Genomic DNA, 24,230 nt, shown 5'->3' on the forward strand with positions numbered 1-24,230 from the left:
ATAAGGTCTATAAAACGAGTGCTAGTTTACCCGAATAGCAAAAATATAAAACCTAGACGGCCCTACCCATTGAAACTCTATTCAGATAAATGGTTCAATGACTGAATGATTTACAAATCTAGACAGGCGTGAAAACAGAATATGAAACTTACAATTAATACGTCATTCCCAGAGAATGGATCAAGTCAATCTTTGTTGATTTTAGTTGACTCAGAACAACTTCAAAATACCACCTCAACCTATCAAATCAACAATTTAGACAGATTAATTGAAGCATCTCAGTTCAAAGCAGCTTTGGCTGAAAGTCTGAGCCTGATTGGCCAAGTCAGCCAGTCCAGCCATGCAGCACTGATCGGTTTAGGCAAAGTCGCTGAATTGCAACCAGCAAAACTCGCAAAAATTGCCCAGACTATTATTCAGGCCACTCAAAAAAAATTCAAACAGATTTCTGTAGACCTGACACAACTTCCACAAGAATTGCATTATCTGTTTGCTCTGGCTTTGACTCAAGCCAGCTATGGTTATGATGAATATAAGTCGAAAAAGAATGAATTTGTACTTGAACAGATCGACCTGATTGCCACGCATAGCGTTTTAACGACAGAAGAGCTGCAACTGGTTCAAGCAGTACAGAGCGGGCAAAACCTGGCACGTGATCTGGGCAACCGTCCGGGCAATATCTGTTTCCCGGAATATCTGGCAGATCAGGCCATCGCCTTGGCTGCTGAATATCCGGATTTACTGAAAGTCACGGTACTGGATGAACAACAGATGGCAGATTTAGGCATGGGTGCCTTCCTTGCAGTCAGCCAGGGTTCAGAGCGTCCGGGTCGTATTATCAGCATTGAATATCAATCAGAGCGTAGTGAAGCGCCAGTGGTACTGGTCGGTAAAGGCATTACCTTTGATACCGGTGGTATTTCACTCAAACCTGGCGCAGGTATGGATGAAATGAAATACGACATGTGCGGTGCAGCCTCTGTACTGGGTACCATGCGTGCATTGTGTGAGTCCCGCTTAGCTCTGCATGTGGTAGGAACCATTGCCGCAGCAGAAAATATGCCTTCTGGTAAAGCCACTCGTCCAGGTGATATCGTCACGACGATGAGCGGTCAAACGGTTGAAATCCTGAATACCGATGCCGAAGGTCGTCTGGTGTTATGTGACACCCTGACCTATGTGAAACGTTTCAACCCTGCTCTGGTGATTGATATTGCGACCTTGACCGGTGCATGTGTGGTGGCTTTGGGTTCCGTGCTGACAGGTCTGTTCACACCAGATGATAAATTGGCAGCAGAACTGGAAACTGCCGGCCAGCATTCATTTGACCGGGTATGGCGTATGCCGGTCATAGATGACTATCAGGAACAACTCGATTCACCATTTGCCGATATTGGCAATATCGGTGGCCCAAAAGCTGGTTCTGTCACTGCAGCCTGCTTCTTGCAACGTTTTACCCGTGAATATCGCTGGGCACATCTGGATGTTGCAGGTACAGCATGGAACTCAGGTGCCAATAAAGGCGCAACTGGGCGTCCAGTGCCATTATTGATGCAGTTCCTGGCCAACCGCGTTCAAACGAATGGCTAAGGTCAGCTTTTATTTATTTGAAAAAAGTCCTGAACGACAAGTCGAAAGTGCTTGTCGTTTATGCCGCAAGATTCTGCGCCAGCCGGCGCGGATCTGGTTACTATGTGCCGATGCAGCCTTGCAGCAGCAGCTGGATGAACGCCTGTGGAGCTTTGATCCCGCGAGTTTCATTCCGCATGGCATTGATCAGCCTGAGGCGAGCGTGTGTATTTCGGCAACATTGCCTGAACAGTCCGACTGGATTATTTTCAATTTTAATCCGGAAGCACTTGAACCTTACGCAAAATTTAGTCACATTATTGAGATCATTGAAAACCATGAAACGGCTAAACAGCTGGGTCGTGAAAAATTCAAACAATATCGTCGTTTAGGTATTGAGCCCAACACCCATAAGCTTTAACCGATATCACCCACAAGGAGAGGCATGTGGCATTAAATGTAGGTCCAGATTTTAAACAGCGCTGGTTAAATGTGCCGGAAGCTGTACGTCAGACCTTTATCGATGACCTCTCTCGGATCTGTGACATTTTAAAGCCTGAAACCTCTTTAGAAGAATGGCAGATTCGTGATCAGCGCTTACAGCAGGAATCTGAACGCAAGATTGAAGAAGCCTATGCGCAGCGCAAGGCTGAATTGATTGAGGCTGCACGTATTCGCAGACAGCTGGCACTCGAACAGGCTCTGGCCGATAAACGTGCCGCAGAGCAGGCTGCGATTGCACAGCTATATCAGGATGAACAGCGTAAATTTGCTGAGCAGACCCAAGCCCTCGCTGACATAAACCTCAGTCTAGAGACAGAAATGCAGCACTATGTTGCCCGTTATCAGAAAAATCCTGAGCATAGTTTTGACTTTGCCCAAGGTCGTATCCAGATTCAAGACCACACCATTTTATCCGAATTAGAGAGTGTGCGTTTGCGTCTGGAACTTGAGGCAGAAACGGTGATTGAACAGACCATCAATGCACTAAGAGAACAAATGCGTGTGGCGGCCCAAGAAGAAATCGACTACATACTGAAAAATTCAGAATTTTCCGGGCAAGTGAGACCTGATTAAAAATTCCAACTCATATAAAAAGCCCGCTCATTCGGTAATGCTGATCAGTTAAGGAGTTTAGAAATAGATGCTTTAACTGTTTAGCCGTTCACGATGGAGCCTTAAGGTTTTACATCAAACATCTGTAAATTATTGGTTAATTTGGTTTTGCCCAAATGAGAAGCGGAGCTTCGCAAGGAGGACATCTTGCGGTGCAATTCACCGCATGCCTCAGACAGTTGCGGATGACTTTTCCACCCATCAAATATAATCATGAATTTAAAAAAGAAAATGCCAGTCAATTGCTTAACTAACTGGCATCCGGCTGATTCGGATTTTTAATTTGATCTTTTAGAGCACATCGGCCAGCATAAAGGCAGCATTTCCAAGCAAATAGCCAATACTTAATAAAGTACCAATCCAGAGAATACCACCCGTAATATTATAAAAGCTGAATGTGGCAAAACTCATATGGGCTGAACCGGCAGCAAAAGGGCCAAATGAACGAACAAAAGGAATAAAACGCGCAATCAGAATGGTTTTACCGCCATGTTTCATAAAATAGTGATTGGTTTTCACCATATATTCTGGCTTGAAATAGCGTGAATGCCGATTAAAATATTTTAGGCCCAGCACTTTTCCAGTGTAATAATTCACGGTGTAGCCGAGTACCGATGCAGTAAAGAGCAGTAATCCCATCGAATGCAGGGTCAATATATCGCTGCTGGCACATAAAGCTCCTACAGCCAGCAATAAACTGTCACCGGGCAGAAAAAAGAAAAATACTGAGCCGGTTTCCGCAAAAATCACCAGAAACAGGATCGCGTAGATCCATACCCCATATTGATCAAGCAATAGCGGTAATGACTGTTCCAAGTTGAGTAAAAAATCGAGCATTCGACCCGTCCACCAAGGCAATATTTGCAAGTTGAACTACTGATTATCCCGAAAAATAAAAAAACAGTCTAATTTTTCAATCAGACTGTTCAGTAATTCAGCATTTTTCTTATTTTAAGAAACCATTTTCGGCAAGGAAGTCCATGCTGATTTTGGATTGCTGGGTCGTTTCAGCGGCTTTATCACCGAGCAATAAACGCTCGATATAGCGTGCCAGTACATCGACTTCCAGATTGACTTTACTGCCCGCTTTCCAGGTGCCAATGTTGGTACGCTCGGCAGTATGCGGAATCAGGTTCAGGCTAATCACATTACCGCGCAAATGATTAATGGTCAGGCTAATACCATCGACTGTGACCGAGCCTTTTTCAGCCAGATATCTGGCAATTTCAGCAGGCGCAGTCACTTCATAATAAATCGAACGTGCATCTTCACGCACCAGGGTGATTTCACCCACTGCATCGACATGACCTGACACAATATGCCCGCCAAAGCGTGTGGTCGGCAGCATGGCTTTTTCGACATTGACAGGTTGGCCGGCTTTCCAGGTACCGAGCGTGGTCCGGTTCAGACTTTCACGAGATACATCAGCTGCATACCAGTTCTCGCCCCAGTCAATTACCGTCAGGCAGATACCATTGGTGGCAATAGAATCGCCCAGATGTACATCCGACATGTCCAGATCAGTCTGGATGCGTAAACGTATATCACCACCGACACTTTGCAGACTGTCGACTTTGCCTAGACTTTCGATAATACCTGTAAACATTTTATTTCCTTTTCTATGCTTTACCACAGTGCCAACTGGGTACTGACACCAGTAGTATCGACGCCACCCAATTCAGCATAATGATGGAGCTGACTCAGCAATTGGCGGATTGGTGGGCCAGATTTGGCATGGGTATCGGTAATCACAATAAATTCCAGTACACGTGCACGCTCAGACTGACGCTGTTTGCTGACCCGATAACGTGGTACATCCTGAGTCAGCAAGGTCACCCGGCCACGTTTCAAGTTGGCCTGCAATAAATCGGTGGCACTGATATTGCCGTCGGTTGAATAACTGGTCAGGATAAAACGTGCATTAATGGTCGCCAACAAGTTTTCATAGGCTTCTTTGGCATATTTGGAAGAGTTGTACTGGCTCGGACGCTCTTTGCGCCATGCCCGGTCAATCCCGCTCTTGAAGCCCTTGGTATCTGGCGTCGGTAAATCGGCCTGATCCCATAAGGTCAAAGCATTCAGGACATGGTAATTACTGCTATAGGCATGCTGATTATACGGTGGATCCAGATAAGCCACATCTACTTCAAAACCGCTCATCTGATTGGCCAGATGCTGGGCATCGACACACCACATTTCGGCAGCCATACCTTTCTTCTGATCCGACTCGCAAAAGCGGCTTGGGGTCAGCCACAGTAAAGATTCAATCCGTTCCAGCGCCGTTTGGGTTTTTCCGCCCCAGCCGTGGTGGAAACTCTTGAAAACGCCCGAGGTATTGCTGACAAAACTGGCTGAATACAGTAATGGTGCCAGCAAGGCAGACATCTCTACATCGTCAATGGCACCTTGGGCCTGCCAAGCTGCAATCTGCTGACGAATCGCATCAATACGCATGCCGTTACGACGTTTAAAGAACAAACGGTCACGGGCGGGATCATAAATTTCATCATTGCGCGGACACAGGTTATGCGTGACCCAGCCTTTCACTTCCGGCAGACGGTTCAGATAATCAATGGCTTTCTGATAGCCACCCAATTCTTTAAACGCCGGTGCTTCAGTACAGGCCAGCACCGCATGATTCAATGCATGGCTATAGGGTTCCCAGTCATTGGCAATCACGCGATAACCATTTTGACGGGCTAAGCGTGATACCACACCAGAACCAGCAAAAAAATCAGCAAAAATCGGCGCACGGCCATCTTCACGCTTCAGAGTTCCTGTAATTTCAAGTGCTTCCAGAATCAAATGTAATAAACGGCGTTTGTTGCCCAGATAAGGAACCAGCTGATGGAAAAGATATTCATCGGTGGTACGTGCCGCATGGCGACGTTTATGATAAACCGTAGACTCTGAACTCATAGTGTCTCTTGAAAAGGAATTAACCTGAAGCGCACGTCATCACCCAAGCGGGTCACATCGCGCAGCTTAAATCGGAGTTGTTCTGCCATAAGGCTGAATTCTGCATTAAACATAGTACGTGCAGACTGACCCAATAAGGTCGGTGCAACGTAACTGATCAGTTCATCAACCAATTGTTCTTGTAAAAATGCCGTAGATAAGGTCGCCCCTGCTTCCACCAAGACATCATAAATCTGATGCTGCTCAGCCAGCTGGGACAATAATTGTTTTAAAGGCTGTACCGGCAATTGTAACACACCCAGATCGGCCAGCTCTTGCCGAAAAGGTCCCATCACCAACACGGTGTCGGCTTGCGCTAGAATTTTCGCCGTTAATGGCAAACGCCCCTGACGATCCAAAATGATACGCTTGGGCTGTACTACTGTTTCAATATCTTCAATGCCATCGAGTTGCCGCACATTCAGCTGACAGTCATCGGCCAGAACTGTTTCAATCCCAGTGATGACTGCACCGGAAATGGCCCGCCAATACTGCACGTCCTGACGCGCCTCGGCTCCGGTAATCCATTTCGATTCACCGGATGCCATCGCCGTACGGCCATCCAGACTGGATGCAATTTTAAGTCGCACATACGGCATGCCGGTCGCCATGGCTTTCAGGAAACCTTGATTCAGCTGATGCGCTTGTTCCTGACCAATCCCGACTTCAACATCGATACCGGCATCTTTTAAAATCTGTACACCCTTGCCCGCCACCAGCGGATTTGGATCAGGACAGGCCACGACCACTTTAGCCACACCAGCTTCAACCAGACCCTTGGCACATGGCGGCGTTCGCCCATAATGCGCACACGGCTCCAAAGTGACATACGCGGTTGCACCACGTGCCTGCTCACTAGCCTGACGCAGCGCGAATACTTCAGCATGCGGCTGCCCTGCTTGAGGATGAAAACCCTCACCGATAATGACGCCATCTTTGACAATGACACAGCCGACATTCGGATTGGGCTTGGTCGAGTATTGACCTTGCTGGGCAAGCTGAATTGCGCGGCGCATCCAGACTTGATCTTGATTCAGTTCAGACATGCTTATTCTTGTGATTCTCGCTGTTGCATCTGTTCAATTTGATGACGAAAAGCTTCAACATCCTGGAAATCCTGATAAACCGAAGCGAAACGCACATAGGCCACGTGATCGAGTGCGAATAAAGACTGCATGACAATTTCACCGATGGTACGCGATTTCACATCACGCTCACCCAAACGGCGAATCTGTAACTGGATATCGCTCAAAACTGTTTCAATCTGCTCTTGGGTTACCGGACGTTTCTGCAAGGCATGCATCAGGGAACGACGTAATTTGGCTTCATCAAAGGGTTCATTCTTGCCATCCGATTTAATCACGCGCGGCATCACCACTTCATAACTTTCAAAAGTCGTAAAACGTTCATTACAACTGACACATTCACGGCGACGACGAATCTGACAGCCTTCAGCTGCCAGGCGTGAATCAATCACTTTACTGTCGGCAGTATTGCAAAATGGGCAATGCATAGCGGTTTAATTGAACAAATCCAGATGGATTCCGAGTGTAGCAAAAATTGCAAACTTTGTAGAGTCTTACGCAACATATAGAAAAAAAACAGCCCATTTGGGCTGTTTTGCACTATATATTGATTATTGTGTGTTTATTATTATTCGACACGTTCACCATGCTGGCTCAAATCCAGACCCATGCGCTCATCATCAGATGCGACACGGATACCAATGATCAAGTCAATCACTTTCAGGATGATGAAGGTCATGATGGCAGAGTAAGCGATGGTCGCAAGTACACCTTCAACTTGAACCCAAAGCTGGCTCATCATGTTGGCTGGCGCAGCATCCCCCATAATGAATTCGCTGGCAAAAAAAGCGGTCAAAATTGCACCGACCACACCACCTACACCATGTAGGCCAAACGCATCTAAAGAATCATCGGCTTTCAAGGCACGTTTCAGCGCAGTAATCCCCCAGAAACACACCACACCACCGATCAGACCCATCGCCAATGCACCACCGACAGTCACAAAACCTGCGGCTGGCGTAATCACCACCAGACCAGCAACTGCACCCGATACGCCGCCTAATACAGATGCTTTGCCACGTGCCAGTTTTTCAGTAATCAGCCAAGAGAGCGCTGCCGCTGCCGCTGCCACCTGAGTCACCACCAGCGCATAACCTGCAGAGCCGTTCGCACCCAAGGCAGAACCACCGTTGAAACCGAACCAGCCCACCCAAAGTAAAGATGCACCCACCACAGTAAGGGTCAAGTTGTGTGGCGCCATCGATTCACGGCCCAGGCCCATACGTTTGCCCAGCATATACGCTGCTACCAGACCGGCAACACCCGAGTTGATGTGAACCACTGTACCACCAGCAAAATCGAGCGCACCGTCATTACCCAACCAGCCGCCGCCCCAGACCCAGTGAGTAATCGGCGCATAGACAATCACCACCCAAAGTGCAATGAAAGCAACGAAAGCACCAAATTTCATCCGTTCTGCGATCGAACCACTAATAATTGCAACGGTAATGATGGCAAAAGTCATTTGGAAAATCACAAACAGAATTTCAGGAATGGTGCCTGAAAGCGCCTCTGTGGTAATACCGGCCAACATAAATTTGTCCAAGCTACCAATGAAGGCATTCCCTTCCCCGAAGGCCAGGGTATAACCGATAATCACCCAGACAATGCTGACGACTGCAGCGGCAATAAAGCTATGCGCCATGGTCGCCAGGACGTTTTTCTTACGGACCATACCGCCATAAAAGAGTGCTAGACCCGGAATGGTCATGAGTAAAACTAATGCGGTGGACGTTAAAACCCAGGCAGTATCACCTGTATCTAATGTTGCTTCTTCTGCAGGTACTGCTGTTTCAACTGGCGCTGCTTCAGCAATTGCTGCTGGAGTATCTGCCGTATTATTCAGTGTGGTTTCGCCTGTTTCTTCAACAAGCACAATGTCTTCTGCGGGTGGTGTTGCTGTTGCAGCATTTTCAGCCCATGCAACAGAACCACCAAAAAGTGCGCCGGCCATGCCGAACGCAAGTAGCATTTTTTTCATTCGTATCCCCCAACCAAGTTTTTGTGAGTTCTTAGGTACTCAGCAAACTTCGTGCCAAGTTAAACAGCGTCTGCACCTGTTTCACCTGTACGAATACGGATGACTTGTTCTAAGTTCGTCACGAAAATTTTTCCGTCACCAATTTTTCCAGTGCTAGCAACACGCGTAATAGATTCAATGACGGAGTCAACCATGTCATCGCTAATCGCGATTTCAATTTTGACTTTCGGCAGGAAATCTACAACGTATTCAGCACCACGATAGAGTTCAGTATGGCCTTTTTGACGACCAAAGCCTTTCACTTCAGTTACAGTGATGCCTTGAACACCAATTTCAGACAATGCTTCACGAACATCATCCAATTTAAAAGGTTTTACGATTGCAGTTACGAGCTTCATGTTTGTTTTCCTTCGGCTTATTTCACCAGTAAGGTTTTACGTTCAAATTTCATGCCAAGATTCCTAAGGTCGGGGGAAATTAGAAAGCCCGGCATGCGGTTTATTTATACCTTATTTTATACTTATAAAGGTTTTGAATCTTTAAAAAACCGACATTTTTTATGTGGATTTTTACAATATCTCTTATCGATTAAGCCTATATTTTGTCTGAAATACTAGGGTCTGTATTCGAGCAATGCTAAACTGTCGCTTCCTTTCGATGGCGATGGATCAGACAATGATTGAAACCCTATTACAAGCAATTTTGCAGCAAGTTGAACAACCTAAGAAAGATCTGGAACAGAATATTCGTGCTCTATTAAATGAAGCTGTGACAAAAATGGATCTGGTGTCCAAAGAAGAAATTGAACGTCAACGTACTGCCCTCGATAATGCCAATCATCGCCTCAATGATTTGCTGAAACAGGTTGAAGCCTTAGAAGATAAAATTTCGAATAAAAAATAAGCACAAGTACAGTGCACAAAAGACCTAAGACCGATAAAAATAATGCACTAAATTGGAACAATAATAATGTCTTTTGCCAAAATTTATACACGAGGCTTGCTTGGCCTGCACGCGCCTTTAATTGAAGTCGAAGTTCATGTCAGTTCCGGCATGCCTTCACTCACGATTGTGGGGCTTCCTGAAGCCGCAGTCCGGGAAAGTAAAGACCGGGTGCGTTCTGCCATTTTAAATAGTGGCTTTCAGTTTCCGACCAAACGCCTGACCATTAATCTGGCTCCAGCAGATCTACCGAAAGATGGTTCGCGTCTGGATTTACCGATTGCTTTAGGTATTTTGGTCGCCTCCGGACAGCTTCCGGAAAACTGCACCGATGATCTTGAGTTTATTGGAGAATTGGCTCTCGATGGTCAACTTCGCCCAGTCACAGGGATCCTGAGCATTGCGATTGCCTGTCAACATGATCAGCATCAACTGATGCTGCCGGGTCCGAATGCACAAGAAGCCTGCCAACTCCCGGACTTTAAGGTCTTTGCTGCCAATCATCTAAAAGAGGTCTGTGAGCATCTTGCTCAGACGCAGTGCTTAGCAGAAATACAAACCATCCCAGTCGATACCAACCATTTTTATAAATGTGATCTTGCCGATGTCAAAGGCCAATTGCGGCCACGGCGTGCACTGGAAATTGCAGCAGCGGGTGGCCATTCCCTGCTGTTTCGAGGACCACCGGGGACAGGAAAAACCTTACTCGCATCTCGATTAGCCAGTATTTTACCGCCTTTAAAAACCCAGGAAAATCTGGAAGTTGCCAGTATTTATTCAGTCGCCAATGCCAATCATCCTTTTGGCCAGCGGCCGTTTCGAGCCCCGCATCATACTGCTTCTGCTGTTGCATTGGTCGGTGGCGGCTCACACCCCAAACCGGGTGAAATTACGCTGGCGCATTTGGGCGTGTTATTTCTGGATGAATTGCCTGAATTTGATCGAAAGGTACTGGAAGTTTTGCGCCAGCCTCTTGAAGCCAAAGAAATTGTGATTTCACGTGCATCACGTCAGATCACTTTTCCAGCCAATTTTCAGCTGGTGGCTGCCATGAATCCTTGCCCATGCGGTTATGCCTTTAATCAGGATATTCGCTGCCAGTGTTCGCCTGACAGTATCAAGCGCTATCAGAACCGGATTTCAGGGCCGCTGCTGGATCGGATTGATTTACATATTGATGTACCGCCCCTACAGGCGCATGAGTTACAGGATAATCGGCCGACAGAGGACTCTGAAACGGTCAGACAACGCGTGATAGCAGCTTATGAGATTCAGATGCAACGGCAAAATAGCTTGAATATGAGTTTGAGTCCAAAACAGTTAGAACATTATGCTGGCTTGGATCAGACTGCCCAGAATATGCTTGAACTGGCTCAACAAAAACTGAATTTATCCGCACGTGGCTATCATCGGGTATTACGGGTGGCACGTACCATTGCTGATTTAAATCAAAGCACAGAAATCCAGAGTCAGCATCTGTCTGAAGCTTTGTCTTATCGGGGACAGCAACAGATCTAAATCAACAGATAAAAAGCGACCTGAGGTCGCTTTTTATCTGGAGGAAATTAGAAGCTGTAAGCCAACCCGAAGACCACTTTATTATTTTGTTTTACATCATTACGATCATAACCACCCAGAATATAATTCATGCTTGCCGTTACGCCTGTATCGGCAAGCGGCTTGCTTAAACCGATATCAAAATGACGGAAGCCAAAGCTTTCAGTTGAGTCAGGAATATAATCACCACTTTCTTTATAAATATACAAACCCAGTGCGGTATCCAGGCTAAAATCATGAGGTAAGGCATAGCTATAGCTGCCTTTGAGGTAGGTATCGCCAGTATTGCCCCAAGCGGTATCTTCCAAAAGTGTTTGAGCGCTTATACCGAAATCTTTGTAGCTCAGACCTAACATGGTTTCAAAGCCATTCGAGTCTGTATTTCCGACATCATAGTAATAATAGTAAGTTAGACCGATGGTATAAGCCAAATCTTCATTGATTGAACCGTTATAACCTGCATAAAAGTTATTTTCGAATTCGCTACCATTATCGCTGCCATAATCTAGGGTTGAACCCCACCATCCTGCATAAAAACCAGAGGCATGGTTATAATCGAGTCCACCTTGTAATGTCGCGCCTTTATTTTCAGGTACATTGGTGATACCACGCAAGTTATAGCTCGAAAGTACGCTAATATTTCCAGAGAATGTATGTTCCGATGCAGGTTCAGCTGCAAAAGTGAAAGTAGATGCAGCACCCAGCACAGCAACGGATAAGGCTTTTAAAATTAGTTTCATTATATGGCTCCCCAAGACCGTCCTCAGACGTTTTTATGATCATTTATTGCACTCGGGATAAACTTTGCAAAAGCTATGCCAATCGAGAAAGAAATACAAATGAGCTAAAAATAGAAAAATACTTTCCACTTTAAGCATTTGATTTAAAATTAAAAAATAGAATATTTAAAATACCTTTACGCTGGATAATTCATTCTCAAAATGTTTTTCAATACTCTCTTATTGTTTTTTTAAACAATATATATTTATTTACATATTGCCTCTTTTTAACCCCATTTCCATATTGATTAAAATTTATGCTAAAAAACAGTGCATCATCACCACTCTTGATCTTGTTGTAGAATTTTAACTTTAAAAAAGTAAATAGACTGAACAGTTCTAGGATGAAGATGCTTAAGCTCATTATTTTGATATTTAAATATACTATTGTTTTTAATAAATTTTTTATGATAGATAAAAAAATACGCCACTCAATATTCAATCAGATTCTTATGTAATCTGTAAAAAATCTTAACTTTAGTGGAATATGCTCAATAAAAAATGACATTTTTTCAGCAATTCTTATACAATTCCTAAAAATTCCGATCAATTTGTATAAGGCTCTCTCCCCAATGCAAAATTCAAAAAAATTAACATTGGCAGTTTTAATCCAGGCTGCTTTGGTTTCTACCGCTTTCGCTAGCGAGCAAAGCGAGTCTAAAGGTTTTGTAGAAGACGCTGAAGGTACTGTATTGTTCCGCACGGGCTATTTGCATCGCGATAAAACAAACTACAATGACAATCAAACTGGTGAACGCAAAGTTGTTAATGATACAAGTTCAGCTGCTCAAACAGCGATTGTTAAATTAGACTCAGGTTTCACACAAGGTACCATCGGTTTTGGTGTTGGTATTATTGGTGATGCTTCATTTAAGTTAGGTAATAATAATAATGCTGGTAATGGGATGATTCCTCGTGAAGCTGGTTTTAATGACCAAGGGGAATATAAAAAAGGCATTGGTGATACTTACGATCACTGGGCGCGTGGTGGTGCTTATGTGAAGGCTCGTATATCTAATACAACTGCTGTATACGGTACTCAAATTTTAGATATTCCAGTATTGGCTTCAAATACAGCACGTTTAGTTCCTGAATACTTTGAAGGCCTATTAGTTACTAGCAATGAAATTGACAACCTGTCATTAACAGCTGGTAAATTCACTAAAAACCAATATTCTGATCAGATTGAAACTGATGGACGTAATTTAGATCGTGCCGTTGTATGGGGTGCAAAATATAAATTTAGTGATGCCTTAAATGCTTCTTATTATGGTGTAGACGTTAAAGATCGTTTAGATCGTCATTATGTTAATGCAAACTATACCTATACTTTATCAGAAGATAGTAGCTTAACTCATGATTTCAGTGGCTATCATACTGAATGGGATAGAGAAGGTAGTACATATTCTGAAACTACAGATAATCTCTCTGACCGCCAGAACTCTATTTGGGCAGTCTCTACTACCTATAATAAAGATGTCCATAACGTAATGCTGGCTTACCAACAAAATACAGGTAATACCGGTTATGACTATGGGGAAAATGCAGATGGCGCACAATCTATTTACATGCCAAACTCATACTTATCTGATTTCGTTGGTAATGATGAAAAGTCTGTAGGTTTACAGTATAACTATAGCTTTAAAAACCATGGTCTGCCTGGTCTGAACTGGACTTCTGCATTTGTGTATGGTTGGGATATCAATGTAAACAACTCAGATAAAGAGGGTCAAGAACGTGAGTTCTTTAACCAGGTAAAATACACAGTTCAGTCTGGTTTTGCAAAAGATGCAAGCTTACGTCTTCGTCATTCTTACTACCGCGCAAGTGATAACTACCAAGCTGGCAACTATATTGGTGATACTAATGAATGGCGTATCTGGTTAGACATTCCTGTGAAATTATTCTAATTCACTCGAAGTTCAAGCCATAAAAAAAACCTGCACAATGTGCAGGTTTTTTCAATTTAAGCTTTAAAAATTTAAAGACTTAAACTCACAAGCAAAGCAATTATTTGTTTGCTTCTGCATATGCAGCAATTGAGTCGAGTACTTCCTGTTTCGCAACATCAGCACCTTCCCAACCACTTAACTTAACCCATTTTCCAGGCTCTAAATCTTTGTAGTGCTGGAAGAAATGTTCAATCTGGCTAATCAACAATGGCGGAAGATCAGTATATTCCTGAATATCTTTGTAGATTGGAGTCAGTTTGTCGTGTGGAACTGCAACCAGTTTCGCATCAACACCGCCATCATCTTCCATGTTCAGTTTACCCACTGGACGGCAACGGATCACAGAACCTGGCTCTACTGGGTGTGGCGTCACAACCAATACATCAAGTGGATCACCATCAAGAGATAGTGTATTTGGCACATAACCATAGTTTGCTGGGTAGAACATTGCTGTACCCATGAAACGGTCTACGAATAATGCATCAGAATCTTTATCAATTTCGTATTTGATCGGTGCTGCGTTTGCAGGGATTTCGATAATGACATAGATGTCGTTTGGCGCATCTTTACCCGCTGGGATATTGCTGTAGCTCATAGCATCACTCTTTAACAAGTTATATCTTTTAAAAACCGCGACAATTATAACGGTTTTTCAAGAAATTTTTGGATTTTAAAATATCGAACTGTAAATATGTCTGGCAACGTCGAGGCGACTTAGACCATCTTGATAATCAAAAGCAGCAAAGCTACCGGACACAAGATTGAAAGCAGCCAGACAATTGAGCGTAAGGTCGCCCAATTGGCCAGATAGCAAATACCATATAGCACACGAAAAACCAGATAGGCTATCCCGAAGGTCATGACCAGGGTTTGAGGAACCACCATATATTCAGCCATTAAAATAGCGGCAATAAACAATGGTAAACTTTCAAAACTATTTTGTTGAACCGCATTGGCACGGCTCGAGAGCCCGGTTGATTTTGCTAAAAACTCTCGTGGGTTCTGATTGTCTTTTGCGCTAAAGCCTGCCGATTTCTTTGCAATCAAAGTAAATACATAAGGCAAAAGACAAGCGGCTAAAATGAGATAAATCACCCCACTAATGCTGTGCATCTGTTTTTTCTCATGAAAATTTTATATCTATCATAGCATGGTGTTTCGTGAATAAATTTTGTTAAATAGAGTGTTTTTTATTACTTAAGAAGGATTCACTATGGTCGCGCCTGAGCAAAATGAAATGTTCGATGTCCTCGATAAACAGCGCCAGCATCAACGTCAAGTGGATCGCGTATTAAAAATCGTGCTGCCGATTGTGGCTTTTTTGATGGCCGTGATTTGTGCCAATATGAATATCTGGTCGCCGATCTTTAGCTTTGCCATTTTATGGATTGCCTTTTATGCCGTCGGCATCAAGCGCATGCCAATCTGGCACTGGGTGGTAGCCATTTTGGTCTATTGTGTGGTCGACAATATTCTGAGTTATGGCAACTTTAACCAGACAGGATTTACCCGCCAATTTGGCACCATGTTTATTTTTCTGGGAGTAGTCGGTGTAGGACGTCCTTATTTTGACCGCTGGCTCATGAAAAAATAAAAACCTGCAAATAAAAAAAGCGCCATCAGGCGCTTTTTTTAATATCGAGTTTAAGCTGTTTTACGTAAATCTTTACGCAGGATTTTACCCACGTTCGATTTCGGTAATTCGTCCATAAACTCCACATAGCGTGGACGTTTATAACCGGTCAGATTTTCTTTAGCGAAGGCCAAGACTTCTTCTGTGGTCAAAGACGGATCTTTTTTCACAACAAACAGTTTCGGTACTTCACCAGATTTTTCATCTGGCACACCAATCGCAGCCACTTCCAGTACTTTTGGATGGGTTGCAACAACTTCTTCAATCTCAGATGGATACACGTTAAAACCAGACACTAAAATCATGTCTTTTTTACGGTCTACGATTTTCACATAACCACGTGAATCCATGACACCGATATCACCAGTACGGAAGAAGCCATTAACCATGACTTTTTCAGTTTCGTCTGGGCGGTTCCAGTAGCCTTTCATGACCTGAGGACCACGGATTGAAATTTCACCTTGCTCACCCAGTGCAACTTCATTGCCGTCATCATCCAGAATCGCCACTTCAGTTAATGGCAATGGAATACCGATGGTGCCACTGAATTCTTCAGAAGCAGGCGGGTTTGCCGTTGCAACCGGAGAGGTTTCAGACAAGCCATAACCTTCAACAATATTGGTTCCAGTGAGCTTTTTCCACGCTGCTGCTGTAGAAGGAAGTACCGCCATACCGCCGCCCATCGCCATTTTCAATTTGCTATGATCAAGCTGTTTGAACTCTTCATTGTTCACCAGCGCATTGAATAGTGTATTCACTGCCGGGAAGAAAGTCGGCTGGTATTTACGTAGTTCCTTCATCACTGCAGGAAGATCACGCGGATTCGGAATCAGGACGTTGGCCTGACCTTTATACATGCCATAAAGTGCGCACACCATGAATGCAAAGATATGATAAAGCGGCAAGGCACAGAAAATACGGTCATCTGGCTGGCCATCTTGTGCACCAAACTTACTCTGGAAGATCCCGTCACACTGCAACATGTTCGCAACCAGGTTACGATGTGTCAGTTCAGCCCCTTTCGATACGCCGGTAGTACCACCAGTATATTGTAGAACCGCGGTATCGCTCAGGCTCAACTCAGGACGTTTGTAATTGCTCGGGCTAATTTTATTTAATGCCGTATTGAATTTCACGTGGCCTGGAATGTCCCAAGCTGGAATCTGCTTACGCACAGAACGCAAGACAAAGTTCACCAGAGTTCCTTTCAAAGCACCCAGCATATCGCCTACAGAAGCAATAACCACATGTTTTACCGGGGTTTTACCCAGAATCGCTTGGTAAACAGAGGCAAAGTTCTCAATAATCACCAGGACTTCAGAACCTGAGTCATTAAGTTGATGCTCAAGTTCACGCGAAGTATAAAGTGGATTGACGTTGACCAGTACCAACCCTGCGCGGAAAACCCCAAGTGCCACGACCGGATACTGAAGAACGTTTGGCATCATCACCGCCACACGTGAACCTTTTGCCAACCCCAAGCTTTGTAAATACGTTGCAAACTTACGGCTCGCCTCTTCCAGATCATTGAAAGTCATGGCCTTATCCATAAAGATAAAGGCATCACGCGAACCAAATTTTTGGAAATTACGTTCAAAAACATCGACTAGAGAAGTATTCTCTGCCGGTAATTCTACTGTTTCCGGAATCCCTGTCTTTTGGTATTCAGCCAACCAAATTTTTTCCATAATGCCCATCTCTCCAATCATAATCCTTAGTGTTTTCAACTGTTTTTTTCAATATCACACGCCATTTTTAGACTTGTATATGTGCAATATTGCATCCATCTTGTTGAATCGTTGTTCATATATAACGTATTTTACAGGATGGATGCTAGTCTTATCTTTGAATCAACAGTTTATTTGCTTTTTGATATCCGCGTGGTAAAAGCTGTCCTTTTGCACCGCGCTTGCCGATATATTTCTGCAAATCATCCCCTTTTAATTTTAACTGCTGTTGTCCTGCAAGCACTTGAATTATTTCATCAAGCTTCAATATTGTCATGGACAAAATTTGATCAACACCTTCAAGTTGTATCAATTTATTTCCTTTACCTTTGTTCAATACAGGCAATTCTGCTAAATCGACAATCAACAGGCGTCCTGCTGAACTGAGCAGTGCAACATGCGTGGCATCTTCAAGTGGCTGCAGGCTCATGACTTGCGCCCCATCGGATAAGTTCAGGAAGGCCTTCCCTGCTTTGGCATTGGTATCCAGCTGTTTGGCCTGCGTTTTAAAACCATAACCCTTGTCACTCAGCGCCAGGACTTCCGTCTCATCCTCTGCAACAAAGACCTGTTTAAAACCGATGCCGCTGGCAGGTGATAATTTTGAACTTAAAGGTTCACCCAGACCACGCGCCGACGGCAGGTTATTGATTGGCAAGGCATAACTACGTCCCGATTCATCCAATACATAGACACGCTGATTGGATTTGCCCTGTGCATGACTGAGATATTGATCACCGGCACGGAAATTCAGATTTTCAGCGTCAACATCATGGCCTTTGGCACAGCGAATCCAGCCGGCTTCTGACAAAATCACAGTCACAGGATCGGCTGGTAACATTTCATTTTCATTAATCGCAGCAGCTTCGGCACGTTGCACCAGTGGCGAACGGCGATCATCGCCAAATTTCTTGGCATCATCTTTCAGTTCATTGATGATCAGCGCTTTTAAAGATTCCGGATTGGCCAGCTGTTCACGAATCACCGCAGCCTTCGCTTCCAGCTCGTCCTGCTCACGGCGCATTTCCATTTCTTCAAGCTTGGCCAAATGACGCAATTTCAGCTCCAGAATGGCTTCGGCCTGAATCTCATCAATGCCAAAGCGTTCCATTAACACGGGCTTGGGCTGATCTTGTTCACGAATAATCTGAATCACTTCATCGATACTCAAGTAGGCAATGATCAGCCCCCCCAGAATATGCAGGCGTTTTTCGATTTTGTTCAGATGATATTGCAGACGACGGGTCACCGTGTTTTTACGGATCTCGATCCATTCCAGTAAAATGCGACGAATCGATTTCACCTGTGGACGGCCATCAGCACCAATCATATTCATGTTGACACGGTAGCTCGATTCCAGATCAGTGGTGGCAAATAAATGACTCATCACCGCTTCGGCATCAATCCGGTTAGAACGCAATACAATCACTAAACGGGTTGGATTGGCATGATCCGATTCATCCCGTACATCGCTGACCAAAGGCAGTTTCTTGGCCTGCATCTGGTCGGCAATCTGGGTGATGATTTTGGAGCCTGAGACCTGATATGGCAGTTCGGTAATCACAATCTCATTTTTATCGACGGTATAGACCGCGCGCATACGATAACTACCACGACCTGTGACCTGAATTTTTAACAGTTCAGCCGGTGGGGTAATAATTTCTGCTTTGGTCGGCAAGTCCGGCGCAGGAATATATTCTGAGATTTTTTCATCGGTCAGATTCGGGTTACGAATCAGGGCAATGGTGCCTTTAATCACTTCACGCAGGTTATGCGGCGGAATGTCGGTGGCCATACCGACGGCGATTCCCGTTGTACCATTTAAGAGAATATTCGGTACACGTGCCGGCAAGTTCACCGGCTCTTTCATCGAACCGTCAAAGTTGTCCTGCCAGTCACAGGTACCCTGACCCAGTTCAGACAGTAACAGTTCACTGTACTGAGACAGTTTGGCTTCGGTATAACGCATTGCGGCAAAAGACTTCGGATCATCGGGTGAGCCCCAGTTGCCCTGTCCTTCAATAAACGGATAACGATAGCTAAACGGCTGTGCCATCAGCACCATGGCTTCATAACAGGCCAAGTCACCATGCGGATGATATTTACCCAGTACGTCACCGACGGTACGTGCAGATTTCTTTGGTTTGCTGGTCCATTTCAGGCCCAGCTCACTCATGGCATAGACAATACGGCGCTGTACCGGTTTCAGGCCATCACTGATGTGCGGTAATGCCCGATCCATAATCACGTACATGGCGTAATTCAGATAAGCTTGTTCGGTAAATTCTGCTACGGAGCGGTTTTCTGTCGCATGATGCGCAAGGCTTGTCATAACAACCTATAGTCCTAAATAATTCATTTTTGTATCAATGTTTCTTATGCTATGTCGCGGCTGGGGATGACACAAGAGCATCAAATGCCTCAGCGCGACAATTTGTGTCTTATGGCCTAAAAATATCCACTTTATAGACCCTAAGCAACTAAAAATTCATCAAGTTTATAAGCCCATCGACTCAAGGGTCTTGCCTTTGGTTTCTTCACCCAAAACCAGAATCACGATTGCAACGGCAACCAGAACCGCAGTAAACATGGTGAAGACATAACTGAAACCATTTGGCATGCCCATCAGATGGGTGACAGCAAAAGGTGCTGCGATGCCCCCAATTCGGCCTACTGCGCCAGCCCAGCCTGAACCAAAAGCACGGATATTGGTTGGATATTGTTCTGGTGTATAGGTATAAAGCACGCCCCAAGCACCCAGATTAAAGAAGGACATCAGACAGCCCCAGATCACAATTTCGGTGACACTGCCCGACTGGCCAAAGAAATATGCCGAGATGGCACACATGCCGATGAAACCTGCCAAGGTCGGTTTACGACCGAGTTTTTCGACCAGCCATGCTGCCACCAGATAACCGGGCAACTGCGCTAAAATCATAATCAGCACGTATTCAAAGGACTGGACGATGCTATAGCCTTCTTTGACCAGCAAACTTGGCAACCAGGTAAAGATGCCATAATAAGAAAATATAATACCGAACCAGATCAGCCACAGCATGAGGGTACGACGCGCAAAGATACCCGACCACAACTGGGTAAATGAAATATACTGTTTCTCTGCGACCGGCTTCACTTCAAAGATTTCATAAACTTCAACGCCGCATTGACGCTCGATCTTTTTCACCAGTGCCGAAGCTTCTTCTACACGGCCACGGTTAATCAGAAATGGAATAGATTCCGGCACCATTTTCCAGATCACAATCGCATATAGCGCAGGCAGACCACCGATCAGGAAAGCGGTTTGCCAGCCAAAATCCGGAATGACAAAGCGCGATACCAGAGCCGCAACCAACCAGCCCAGTCCCCAGAAGCTTTCCAGCAATACGATAAAACGGCCACGCACATGCGCAGGAATATATTCACTGACCAGCGTCACTGCCACGGGTAACTGTCCACCCAGACCTAAACCGACGATAAAACGAAACACCAACAACCAGGTCAAATTCGGTGCAAAAGCGCAGGCCGCTGTAGCCAAGCTATAAATCACCAGTGTCACAGCGAATACGGTTTTACGGCCGAAACGGTCTGCCAGACCACCTGAACAGATTGCACCGATTGCCATACCAACAAAACCAATCGACACTACCCAGCTTTTTTGATCCGCAGTCATCTGCCAGTCTTCAGCCATTTTTGCCAGAATAAACGAAATCAATCCGGTATCCATGGCATCAAACATCCAACCGAGTCCAATCACCACCAGCAAGGTGTAATGAAACCGACCAATCGGTAAGCGTTGTATGCGAGAAACTAAATCCATAACAAAAATCTCTGATCAGGTGGAACGGGAGATGCTGCTTTCTCAACAGGTAGGCTGCTTTGTATTTTTTATACTATGAATTAAGCTGAATGCGGCTATTTTTTATAGCCGCATTCATGACGATTACAAATCAGGATTCGTCTTTGGAAGATGCCGAATGTTCATCATCTTCTTTATAAATGAATTTTGGCATTTCCAGTCCAAAATAGATGGCGATCAAACGCAAGCTAAAGCCGAAAATCAGGGTGGAAAGAATGGTCAGGTCCTGCGACAAGCCGTAATGGCTACAGAGCCAGTAAAAGATCACTGAAACAAAAGCAATACTGGCATACAGTTCACGACGGAAAACCAAAGGTACATCATTACATAGGATGTCACGCAAGATCCCGCCGGATACACCGGTCAAGACACCTGCAACGGCACTCACCACAAAACCATGTCCCATTTCCAGAGCAATCTGGCAGCCAATAATGGTAAAACCAATCAGACCCAAAGCATCCAGTACCAGGAAGACATTACGTAACTGGCGCATCCATTTTGCAATCAGGATGGTGACGAAAGCAGCGCAACAGGTCAGCACCAGATATTCGGGGTGTTTGACCCAGGTTAAAGGATAATGTCCCAGCAGAACATCACGAACCGACCCACCACCCAGTGCCGTAACACAGGCAATGATCATGACACCAAACCAGTCCATGCTGCGCCGGCCAGCGGACAGTGCCCCGGTCATCGCTTCAGCGGTAATTGCAATAATATAGATGACGGTCAGTAACATCGCCCTGCTTCCACCTGAGGCTTTGAGATGGCGCTTATTCTAAGCTAAATCTATGTGAAAGTTATAAAAATCCCGCACAACATTGCTTAAATTTTTTCCCCGAGCCACAAATGCAAACCTGTTTCATGCTGAGTTTCTGCTCCGTGGTCGGGTCCAGAAAATACCAGTGGCCTTCAAATTTTACAAAATGCGAAGCTTCATGATGCACGTGTGCCTGCTTGCCAGCATGAAAATACGCCTTAAACTCGACTAAGGCATGATTTTTATCTAATTTTTCATTGGCTTGAATAATCTCAAGCTTTAACCACTGATTGGCTTTGCTCCAATCGCTAATGGCTTGCAGGTCCAGTGCCTGCTGCTGACCCAGCGCAGTCGTGGTTTTGATGTAATCGATTTCATGCTTGGCAAAGGCACTATAACGGGAACGCATCAGTTGCTGCGCAGTCTCTGCGACCTGTTGTCCAGTATGTAAGAGCTGACAGCAGCTATGATATTCACCTTGTCCGCATGGACATGCTTCTGACATTTCAGTTCCATAAAAATAGCCCGACAATGCGGGCTATTTTAGCAAACTTTACCAACCCAACGCTGACTATAATTTAGTCCTGCGCAGGAAGCTGCGGAATGATATGCACTTTATCAATCTTATGACCGTCCATGGTCACCACCTCAAAGATATGCCCGTCTGCTTCAAACTTTTCACCGCTGTGCGGTAAACGTGCCATATGGAATAACACATAGCCAGATAAGGTCGAATATTCTTCAGTTTCATTGACCAGATCACGATCCAGCAGCAAGGAAACGTGACGAATATCGGTGGAACCGTCCAGAATCAGGCTGCCATCATCCAGACTTTCTGCTGCCACTTGCAGCTCATCTTCATCTGGAAATTCACCGGCAATCGCTTCAAGAATATCAATCGGCGTGGCAATCCCTTCAATTGAGCCATATTCATTCAGCACAATCGCCATCTGTAAGGGAGCTTGACGCAACTGATCCATCACCATCAGTACCTGAGCATTTTCATGTACGATGACTGGCTCACGTAAATGCTTTTCAAAGTCCAGCACCCCAGTTTCAATATATTCATTCAGGACTTTATGGGTCAGCACCACACCGGCAATATTGTCCAGTTCGCCGCGAGCGATGATCAAACGCGAATGGCTCATCTGCAACAATTGTGCTTTGATGCTGTCGGCATCATTGTCCAGATCGATCCATTCCAGTTCGGGACGCGGCGTCATCACCGATTTTACCGGACGTTCAGACAGACCCAAAACTCCCTGCACCATGACACTGTGATAGATGCCGTTGTCATCATTAAAGACTTCATCAGCAAAGGCACGGGTTGCCAGAACATCTTCCGGCTCCGAAGAATCATTGTCCTGAGCAGGTTTACCACCGAGCATCCGCATCACTGCAGAAGCAGTTCGGTAACGCATATCCGTGGTGGTCACCATTTTTTCCTGATTGCGTTTCATGGTCTGATTAATAAACTCGACAATGACAGAGAAGCCAATTGCTGCGTATAAGTAACCTTTCGGAATATGGAAACCAAAGCCTTCTACCACCAGCGAGAAACCGATCATCATCAGGAAGCCAAGACACAGAATCACCACGGTCGGATGCTTATTGACGAAATCCATCAAGGCTTTGGATGCCCATAGCATAATCCCGATGGCAATAATCACGGCAATCATCATCACGGACAGGTCTTTGACCATACCCACCGCAGTAATCACGCTGTCGAGCGAGAATACCGCATCCAGTACCACAATCTGGACAATCACCATCCAGAATACCGCATGGACCGGATTTTCTTCCTTGATCACAGGTTTGGCTTCCAGACGCTCATGCAGTTCCATGGTGCCTTTGAACAGCAGGAATACCCCACCAAACAATAGAATCAGATCCCGGCCCGAGAAAGCATGATCAAAGATCTGGAACAGTGGATCGGTGAGCGTTACGACCCAGGCAATCGAAGCCAGCAAGATCAAACGCATCACCAGGGCCAGCATTAAGCCCACAACCCGTGCAGTATTACGTTGTTCTGGTGGCAGTTTTTCCGCCAGAATGGCAATAAAAACCAGATTGTCGATCCCGAGTACAATCTCAAGAACAATTAATGTGAGTAAACCGACCCAGGCTGAGGGGTCAGACATCCATTCAAAGATCATACGCTTGGCTCCTGAAACTCAGGACTGCTGTACTGAATGAACTGAGGCTGAAATGAAACAGCATAATATTTTTGATATTGAATAATATCAATTATTTGATGGCGATTTATAGCGTTACACGGCCAACGACCACTACCCATTTTCGTTCTATTGTTGTGAAAC

Annotated in this window: 23 protein-coding genes; 7 read left to right on the forward strand and 16 right to left on the reverse strand. The window is 45.0% G+C overall.

Going from position 1 to position 24,230, the window contains the following annotated elements; translation table 11 throughout:
• Nucleotides 1-141 precede the first annotated feature (141 nt).
• From GVV58_RS08655 to GVV58_RS08665, 3 genes are read left to right on the forward strand one after another with little or no spacing between them, the layout of a single operon-like run.
• On the forward strand, nt 142-1,590 hold the full coding sequence (locus GVV58_RS08655) for a leucyl aminopeptidase (RefSeq protein WP_159516344.1): 1,449 nt from the start codon (nt 142-144) through the stop codon (nt 1,588-1,590).
• Nucleotides 1,583-1,990, forward strand: a complete 408-nt coding sequence (locus GVV58_RS08660; RefSeq protein WP_005169032.1) for a DNA polymerase III subunit chi — start codon at nt 1,583-1,585, stop codon at nt 1,988-1,990. The genes GVV58_RS08655 and GVV58_RS08660 overlap by 8 nt, the downstream gene beginning before the upstream one ends.
• A 26-nt stretch (nt 1,991-2,016) precedes the next feature.
• A complete protein-coding gene (locus GVV58_RS08665; protein WP_159516345.1) occupies nt 2,017-2,646 on the forward strand; it encodes a hypothetical protein in 630 nt (209 codons plus the stop codon).
• 330 nt (nt 2,647-2,976) lie between these two features.
• Here GVV58_RS08665 and GVV58_RS08670 read toward each other — a convergent pair whose 3' ends face one another.
• The 7 genes from GVV58_RS08670 to glnK form a co-directional block, all read right to left on the reverse strand.
• A complete protein-coding gene (locus GVV58_RS08670) occupies nt 2,977-3,522 on the reverse strand; it encodes a VTT domain-containing protein (RefSeq protein ID WP_005094471.1) in 546 nt (181 codons plus the stop codon).
• 109 nt (nt 3,523-3,631) lie between these two features.
• Nucleotides 3,632-4,291, reverse strand: coding sequence for a riboflavin synthase (locus tag GVV58_RS08675; protein ID WP_159516346.1), 660 nt, complete (start codon nt 4,289-4,291; stop codon nt 3,632-3,634).
• Nucleotides 4,292-4,311: 20 nt separating this feature from the next.
• Complete coding sequence (locus GVV58_RS08680; protein ID WP_159516347.1) at nt 4,312-5,604, reverse strand: DNA adenine methylase; 1,293 nt, start codon at nt 5,602-5,604, stop codon at nt 4,312-4,314.
• Entirely contained in the window at nt 5,601-6,689 is a 1,089-nt protein-coding gene (ribD, locus tag GVV58_RS08685) for a bifunctional diaminohydroxyphosphoribosylaminopyrimidine deaminase/5-amino-6-(5-phosphoribosylamino)uracil reductase RibD (RefSeq protein ID WP_005169044.1), read from the reverse strand. Before ribD ends, GVV58_RS08680 begins: the two co-directional genes overlap by 4 nt.
• A 2-nt stretch (nt 6,690-6,691) precedes the next feature.
• A complete protein-coding gene (nrdR, locus tag GVV58_RS08690; RefSeq protein ID WP_005094481.1) occupies nt 6,692-7,156 on the reverse strand; it encodes a transcriptional regulator NrdR in 465 nt (154 codons plus the stop codon).
• A gap of 140 nt (nt 7,157-7,296) precedes the next feature.
• Nucleotides 7,297-8,709 (reverse strand): ammonium transporter, encoded by a 1,413-nt coding sequence (locus GVV58_RS08695; protein WP_159516348.1) that lies wholly within the window; start codon nt 8,707-8,709, stop codon nt 7,297-7,299.
• Nucleotides 8,710-8,768: 59 nt separating this feature from the next.
• Nucleotides 8,769-9,107, reverse strand: a complete 339-nt coding sequence (gene glnK, locus GVV58_RS08700) for a P-II family nitrogen regulator (RefSeq protein ID WP_005094485.1) — start codon at nt 9,105-9,107, stop codon at nt 8,769-8,771.
• A 277-nt stretch (nt 9,108-9,384) separates the two neighbouring features.
• Between glnK and GVV58_RS08705 the strand changes: the two genes are divergently transcribed.
• Both GVV58_RS08705 and GVV58_RS08710 read left to right on the forward strand, forming a co-directional pair.
• Complete coding sequence (locus GVV58_RS08705) at nt 9,385-9,612, forward strand: accessory factor UbiK family protein (protein WP_005094487.1); 228 nt, start codon at nt 9,385-9,387, stop codon at nt 9,610-9,612.
• Nucleotides 9,613-9,678: 66 nt separating this feature from the next.
• Nucleotides 9,679-11,169, forward strand: coding sequence for a YifB family Mg chelatase-like AAA ATPase (locus GVV58_RS08710; protein WP_005094488.1), 1,491 nt, complete (start codon nt 9,679-9,681; stop codon nt 11,167-11,169).
• A 47-nt stretch (nt 11,170-11,216) separates the two neighbouring features.
• On the opposite strand, the gene GVV58_RS08715 is transcribed toward GVV58_RS08710, so the two are convergent.
• On the reverse strand, nt 11,217-11,948 hold the full coding sequence (locus GVV58_RS08715) for a TorF family putative porin (RefSeq protein WP_159516349.1): 732 nt from the start codon (nt 11,946-11,948) through the stop codon (nt 11,217-11,219).
• Nucleotides 11,949-12,559: 611 nt separating this feature from the next.
• Between GVV58_RS08715 and GVV58_RS08720 the strand changes: the two genes are divergently transcribed.
• Nucleotides 12,560-13,897: an OprD family outer membrane porin gene (locus GVV58_RS08720; protein WP_159516350.1), complete on the forward strand. Its 1,338-nt coding sequence runs from the start codon at nt 12,560-12,562 to the stop codon at nt 13,895-13,897.
• Nucleotides 13,898-13,997: 100 nt separating this feature from the next.
• On the opposite strand, the gene ppa is transcribed toward GVV58_RS08720, so the two are convergent.
• Complete coding sequence (ppa, locus tag GVV58_RS08725) at nt 13,998-14,534, reverse strand: inorganic diphosphatase (protein WP_074383675.1); 537 nt, start codon at nt 14,532-14,534, stop codon at nt 13,998-14,000.
• Nucleotides 14,535-14,653: 119 nt separating this feature from the next.
• Nucleotides 14,654-15,052 carry an MAPEG family protein gene (locus GVV58_RS08730; protein WP_159516351.1) on the reverse strand — a complete coding sequence of 133 codons (399 nt, stop codon included), beginning with the start codon at nt 15,050-15,052 and terminating at the stop codon, nt 14,654-14,656.
• A gap of 100 nt (nt 15,053-15,152) precedes the next feature.
• Between GVV58_RS08730 and GVV58_RS08735 the strand changes: the two genes are divergently transcribed.
• Complete coding sequence (locus GVV58_RS08735; RefSeq protein WP_074383676.1) at nt 15,153-15,533, forward strand: hypothetical protein; 381 nt, start codon at nt 15,153-15,155, stop codon at nt 15,531-15,533.
• 50 nt (nt 15,534-15,583) lie between these two features.
• Here GVV58_RS08735 and GVV58_RS08740 read toward each other — a convergent pair whose 3' ends face one another.
• The 6 genes from GVV58_RS08740 to GVV58_RS08765 all read right to left on the reverse strand — a co-directional run bounded on the left by GVV58_RS08740 (nt 15,584) and on the right by GVV58_RS08765 (nt 24,068).
• The gene (locus tag GVV58_RS08740) at nt 15,584-17,260 is read right to left on the reverse strand and encodes a long-chain-fatty-acid--CoA ligase (protein WP_005094498.1); all 1,677 of its coding nucleotides are present in this window, start codon (nt 17,258-17,260) and stop codon (nt 15,584-15,586) included.
• A 151-nt stretch (nt 17,261-17,411) separates the two neighbouring features.
• Nucleotides 17,412-19,631, reverse strand: coding sequence for a DNA topoisomerase IV subunit A (gene parC, locus GVV58_RS08745; protein WP_159516352.1), 2,220 nt, complete (start codon nt 19,629-19,631; stop codon nt 17,412-17,414).
• A 165-nt stretch (nt 19,632-19,796) separates the two neighbouring features.
• On the reverse strand, nt 19,797-21,116 hold the full coding sequence (locus tag GVV58_RS08750) for an MFS transporter (RefSeq protein ID WP_005108434.1): 1,320 nt from the start codon (nt 21,114-21,116) through the stop codon (nt 19,797-19,799).
• A gap of 130 nt (nt 21,117-21,246) precedes the next feature.
• On the reverse strand, nt 21,247-21,891 hold the full coding sequence (locus tag GVV58_RS08755; protein ID WP_005108433.1) for a trimeric intracellular cation channel family protein: 645 nt from the start codon (nt 21,889-21,891) through the stop codon (nt 21,247-21,249).
• A gap of 61 nt (nt 21,892-21,952) precedes the next feature.
• Nucleotides 21,953-22,417 carry a YchJ family protein gene (locus GVV58_RS08760; protein WP_159516353.1) on the reverse strand — a complete coding sequence of 155 codons (465 nt, stop codon included), beginning with the start codon at nt 22,415-22,417 and terminating at the stop codon, nt 21,953-21,955.
• A 73-nt stretch (nt 22,418-22,490) separates the two neighbouring features.
• A complete protein-coding gene (locus GVV58_RS08765) occupies nt 22,491-24,068 on the reverse strand; it encodes a TerC family protein (protein WP_159516354.1) in 1,578 nt (525 codons plus the stop codon).
• Between the last annotated feature and the right edge of the window lie 162 nt (nt 24,069-24,230).

The sequence above is a fragment of the Acinetobacter sp. 18QD2AZ41W genome (genome assembly GCF_009829025.1).
GTDB lineage: Bacteria > Pseudomonadota > Gammaproteobacteria > Pseudomonadales > Moraxellaceae > Acinetobacter > Acinetobacter pseudolwoffii.